Source organism: Kitasatospora sp. NPDC015120 (assembly GCF_043080305.1).
GTDB lineage: Bacteria > Actinomycetota > Actinomycetes > Streptomycetales > Streptomycetaceae > Kitasatospora.
In genome coordinates this window covers 1-4,792 of the sequence record NZ_JBIBVJ010000046.1, presented here as the reverse complement: position 1 = coordinate 4,792, position 4,792 = coordinate 1, and the positions used below count along the sequence as shown (strand labels likewise).

General features: G+C 37.2%; 5 protein-coding genes. 1 reads left to right on the top strand and 4 read right to left on the bottom strand.

What is annotated here, in order from left to right:
- Window positions 1-277 precede the first annotated feature (277 nt).
- Window positions 278-835 (top strand): replication/maintenance protein RepL, encoded by a 558-nt coding sequence (locus ACF1AK_RS36090; protein WP_048558832.1) that lies wholly within the window; start codon window positions 278-280, stop codon window positions 833-835.
- 13 nt (window positions 836-848) lie between these two features.
- On the opposite strand, the gene ACF1AK_RS36085 is transcribed toward ACF1AK_RS36090, so the two are convergent.
- The 4 genes from ACF1AK_RS36085 to ACF1AK_RS36070 form a co-directional block, all read right to left on the bottom strand.
- Entirely contained in the window at window positions 849-1,046 is a 198-nt protein-coding gene (locus ACF1AK_RS36085; RefSeq protein ID WP_048558833.1) for a hypothetical protein, read from the bottom strand.
- Entirely contained in the window at window positions 1,046-2,392 is a 1,347-nt protein-coding gene (gene mobV, locus ACF1AK_RS36080; protein ID WP_053082646.1) for a MobV family relaxase, read from the bottom strand. Before mobV ends, ACF1AK_RS36085 begins: the two co-directional genes overlap by 1 nt.
- A 614-nt stretch (window positions 2,393-3,006) precedes the next feature.
- A complete protein-coding gene (gene qacH / locus ACF1AK_RS36075) occupies window positions 3,007-3,384 on the bottom strand; it encodes a quaternary ammonium compound efflux SMR transporter QacH (protein ID WP_000121134.1) in 378 nt (125 codons plus the stop codon).
- Complete coding sequence (locus tag ACF1AK_RS36070) at window positions 3,384-3,935, bottom strand: TetR/AcrR family transcriptional regulator (RefSeq protein WP_000028029.1); 552 nt, start codon at window positions 3,933-3,935, stop codon at window positions 3,384-3,386. The genes qacH and ACF1AK_RS36070 overlap by 1 nt, the downstream gene beginning before the upstream one ends.
- Window positions 3,936-4,792: the final 857 nt, after the last annotated feature.

The window sequence follows — 4,792 nt, the reverse complement described above, 5'->3', positions numbered from 1 at the left end:
GGTCTGTCCGAAAAATACTACCCGAACCTTGCGTGGAGAAAAGCCCTTTAGGAGATATAGAAGGGAACACAGAAAAAATGTTGATATATCAATGTTTTAGTTAAGGTAATGTGTCATAGCTTGTGACACGTATATGTGTCATAGCTTGTGACACATAGTTGAATTAAGATGTGTCATTTTTTGCTTGACTATAGTTCATTTTTGACCTATGATGTGTCATAAATTATACATATAGGTATCACAGCTGATGATACATAACAAGGGAGAGAAGGATTCTATGCCAGCAGAGGTGCGTAAATTGGACGAGCAGAGAAAAATTAATGTTGAGTTAACCCCTGAACAACTTCAAATGCTTCAAAGACTTATTGATCTTGAACAGCAAGAAAACAAAGACAAAGAGCAATTTGAAGAGAAAAAGAAAAATCATAATTTCATCCAGCTTTATCGTGACAACATGCCAGAATTAAGATGGTTAATGGCAAATCATAACTTCGCAAGTTCTTTATTATTTTTTATCTTGGAACACATGGATAACAGAAATGCTTTAGCTTGTTCTTATGCAGTTTTTGAAGATTATTTTGGCAAATCAAGGTCAACAGTTTACAGAGCAGTAAAGCTTTTAGAGGAGAATGGATTTTTAAATGTTTTAAAAATGGGAACATCAAACGTCTATGTAGTGAACGAAGACCTTGCTTGGACAGATGGCAATGACAAAAAGAAATTTGCTAAATACGATGGTAAAATCCTTGTCAGCAAAAAGGAAAACAAGGACTTTGAATACAAAAGCCAATTTGATAAATTTAAAGCCCTTAGAGAACGTGAAAACTTAAAATAAAGCGAGTAGATAACTACTCGCCTTTCTTTATTTCAAGAGCATATTTGCCCTCATTTGAATCTTGGTCAACACTTGTAAAAACACCAATATCTTTTATTGGAATAAGAGTTCCAGAACCTAAATGAGGTCTCTTTCTATCCCTCATAAAAAGCATTAATTCTCCCTCTTGGTCTAGTTTCTCCAACTTCTCAACCAATTGTTTCACCTTCATCAGCGTTCCATCTCCATCCCTTTTTGCCTTTGTGGCTTCTCCATTTTTTCTAAAGAGTCCTGGACTAATTTATCTTGCCTATCATCCAGGAACTTGATTGTACTTCGGTCTACATCATTCATCCTCAAGAACGTTTTTACTCGGTCAAGTTGAGCGTGTAAAACTTTGCCCACCCTCTCTTTAAAAACAGAAAACTCCTTGCTGATCTGCACGAGTTTTCCCTTCAATTTTCCGTTCTCTAATTTCAATTCCCGATTCTCATTTTGGTAAGACCGGTTCTCAATTTTTAGAGTGTCCACCTGTTGTTTTAACTCCTTTTTCTCCTTCAACTGGTCATTATATTTATTAACGAGTCCATTGTACTTTTCTATCAAGTCTCCATAGTTCTTTACAATGTCTGTTTGCTTCACTTTTTGCAGTGCTTTTTTCTCTGCTAAGGAGTCTAAATTCTCTTCAATATCTTTGTAGTAATAGCGAATTTTATCTTGTCCAATTTGCATATCAGCTTTCAGCTGCGTAACTTCTTTTTGAGTCTTTTCCAACTCTTTCTGCAGATTCTCTGCTTGTAGCTGATAAGCCACACCATTGGTCGCATAATCGACTAGGCTTTTGTAGTCTTGTTCCTTCATTCCAACAAGCCCTAGAACCTTTTTAGCTTCGATATTCGCAATCGATTTCGATTTATCATCAATCTCTTGAATATGCCCCATTGTCCGCTCATATTTCTCTTGGGCTTCCTTCTCCATGCTTTGAAACGTTTGAGCCTTATATTTAGCCGTCTCCACGTGTTTACGGCTCGACGAGACCCCTCTTTCCAAATTAAAGTCATTTTGCTTCAGGTACTGATTAAAATCGTCCTGAAGACTCACCAGTTGCTTTTTCTGGCCAAAGAAATCTTTAGCCGATAGTCGGCCATCCTCCGTTACTGGAACGAAGCCTACGTGCATGTGAGGGGTTTTCTCGTCATAGTGAACAGTCGCATAGATTAAATTCTTTTCACCGTATCGATCAGCAAGGAACTCATGAGCCGTTTCAAAATACCTTTTCTGCTCTTTGGGTGAAATTTTATCGAAGAATTCCTTGTCAGAGGTAATTAAGAATTCAGCCAGCTTAACTGCATCTTTACGGATCTTTTTTCCAGAGGTCACATTGTCCTCAATTACTTGGCTAATTTTCTCGTTGTAATCAATCTGCCTTTGACCGTTTATCAAGTCATAATTCAGATGAGAATCAGCTTTATTGATGTCGGGATTCGTTTCACTTTCCCTCTCTCTTTGGTTGTGAAATTGAATCCCTTTTATCCCATTTGATTTCATTTTCTGCATTCGGATAATGGAGTAACTCATGGGGTACGCACCCTTTCTGAAAATCGATAGATTAATAGAAAGTGTAACACACTACACTTTGCACGCAAAGTTTCATGTGGTCTGCGACGCTAAAAGCCAAACCTTGGGCTTTGCCCAAACCCACTGGGGAACTCTTCCCCAGACCCCCTTAATCGAACTCCCCAACCCCTCAATCCTTGAGGGGCTCCCTCGCCGGTAGGCAGCTCAAAAGGTGTTGCCTTTTGAGACACCAAGAGGGTCTTGGTGAAGTGAGTCTATCAACTCCTTATCCTCCCTTCGGTCCGGTACCGTTGACAGACGCCATACGGGCCTCTCTCGCCTTTGTAAGAGGTTGCCCCTAGTAAAAACCCTTAAAAAGCAAAAAAGACGCTTCTAGGGGTAGCGTCAGGGAAATGCGGATTTACAACGGTAAGCATTTGATACAAGTCTTATGAGACAGTCAGAAGTCATTTAAAACGCTAATTTCATTATGTCTCAATAAACTCTACTCTATTGGAATTGTGAAGTGATACACTTAAACTAACGTACGCAGGTTTGTTGAATAAGGACTTCAAAAAATACCCTTAATTAAGCTAAAAAGTCCTTCTCTTTATTAAGAAGGACTTTTTTATGTGTTATTCCATTGTCTCATTCATTGTAATAGTTTCGCTTGCTTCATGACCAGATTCTCCATGTCCTGGTCCAAACAAATTCAATATTACAACTCCTACAAGAATCAGTGTTATTCCTGCAATGCTAGCCATGTTAAGTTTTTCCTTCCAAACTAAAACTGAAATTACTGTAGTCAAAACAAGTCCTAAACCTGCCCATAATGCATATGCAGTGTTTAAGGGGATTGTTTTTAGCGACAAGGATAAAAAGAAAAAACAACCAACGAAAGCTATTATTACCCCTATTGTAGGATAGAGTTTTGAAAAGCCTTCAGATGCTTTTAATAGGGAAGAGCCAATAATCTCCCCCACTATTGCAAGTGCTAAATATAGATATGACATTATTCGTCCTCCTGAATCATGTTTATTAGTTCATCAAAAACTTGTGTTTTTAGTTCTTCATTTAATGGTGCCATTCCAAATATTTCTGAAAACCAAAGACCATCTATGGATAATCTTGTAATTGTTATTTTGACAGGATCAATTCCATCAGTTATTAACTTTGTATGCAAAATATCGTATCTCTGCCGGAATTCATCTAATAAATCTGGATTAATAAACATAGCAGCCATTAGTGCGGAATTTAGATTATTGTTTTCTAAATCGGAAAATGTAGATTTAAGATAAGCCCTATTCCATTTTCCTATTGCGTTATCATCGTCGTTATTAACTAACGTATTAATGCATTCGAAATAATTATTTGTCCAATCTTCCACCATTCCTTTAATTAATGCTTCCTTGCTAGGAAAATGGTATAATAATCCACCTTTACTCACGCCAGCTCTTTGGGCGACTGCCTCTAATGTGAGTTTGACAACTCCTTCTTCTTTTACAATTTCAGATGCAGCAATCAATATATTTTTTTTCTTATTAGCATGCTTTGAAATAGACATAATAACCTCCATAACTTAGATACATATAATATACCTTCTGGACGGTTTTTTTGTCAATCGAATTAAAGCTCTTATTTAATATCACTCTTTCACATAAAAATAATCCAATAAATTAATCTAAAGATTGTGAAGAAATGTACTTAAAGTAAAGGGAGCTTTAGTTCAACAGTCGATTTCTTAAAATCGGCTTTATTTATGGGTGAAAATTACATTACCGTTGTAAATCCGCATTTTCAGGACTCTACCCCTTCTAGAGCGCCTCTCATTGTTTTAGCGATTAATTATTATTCCCCTTATTATTTTTTTGAAAATGTTCTTTGTAATATAAATAATCAACTTTATGTTTTGTGGACATTAATTGAGTCGCTAATATTGCGGTGTAAATTGTCGTCAATCCTAGTGCTACTACGGCTAATAAATTTAAATTACTTTTATTAATGCTACTGTTACTATTCATGAAAGCTCAACTCCCTTCTTTAAAATTAGATTTCTAAATATCAAAGATTTTTATTCGAACACCATCAATTCTCCCCTTGTTTTAGGGTGGAGGCTGGCAAGGGGGTTTGGGGGAAGCCCCCATATTGCGTAGATCCATAAGGCAAAAGAGAAAATTTATGAACGGAAGCTCTGGCGGTTTTGGCGGTATAATGGCTCGAGCAAGCCGATTTCCTGAATTCCTCGTTTTAGGTACGTCGGCTTGGCGAAAGTACAGCACCGCCAAAATTTCGGAATGCAAGGAGAAAAGGGTGGAGATTTTTCGGTGGTCTGTCCGAAAAATACTACCCGAACCTTGCGTGGAGAAAAGCCCTTTAGGAGATATAGAAGGGAACACAGAAAAAATGTTGATATATCAATGT

Coding starts and splice junctions, on each gene's coding strand:
- ACF1AK_RS36090 (WP_048558832.1), top strand. CDS start 278: ATGCCAGCAGAGGTGCGTAAATTGGACGAGCAGAGAAAAATTAATGTT.
- ACF1AK_RS36085 (WP_048558833.1), bottom strand. CDS start 1,046: ATGAAGGTGAAACAATTGGTTGAGAAGTTGGAGAAACTAGACCAAGAG.
- mobV (WP_053082646.1), bottom strand. CDS start 2,392: ATGAGTTACTCCATTATCCGAATGCAGAAAATGAAATCAAATGGGATA.
- qacH (WP_000121134.1), bottom strand. CDS start 3,384: ATGTCATATCTATATTTAGCACTTGCAATAGTGGGGGAGATTATTGGC.
- ACF1AK_RS36070 (WP_000028029.1), bottom strand. CDS start 3,935: ATGTCTATTTCAAAGCATGCTAATAAGAAAAAAAATATATTGATTGCT.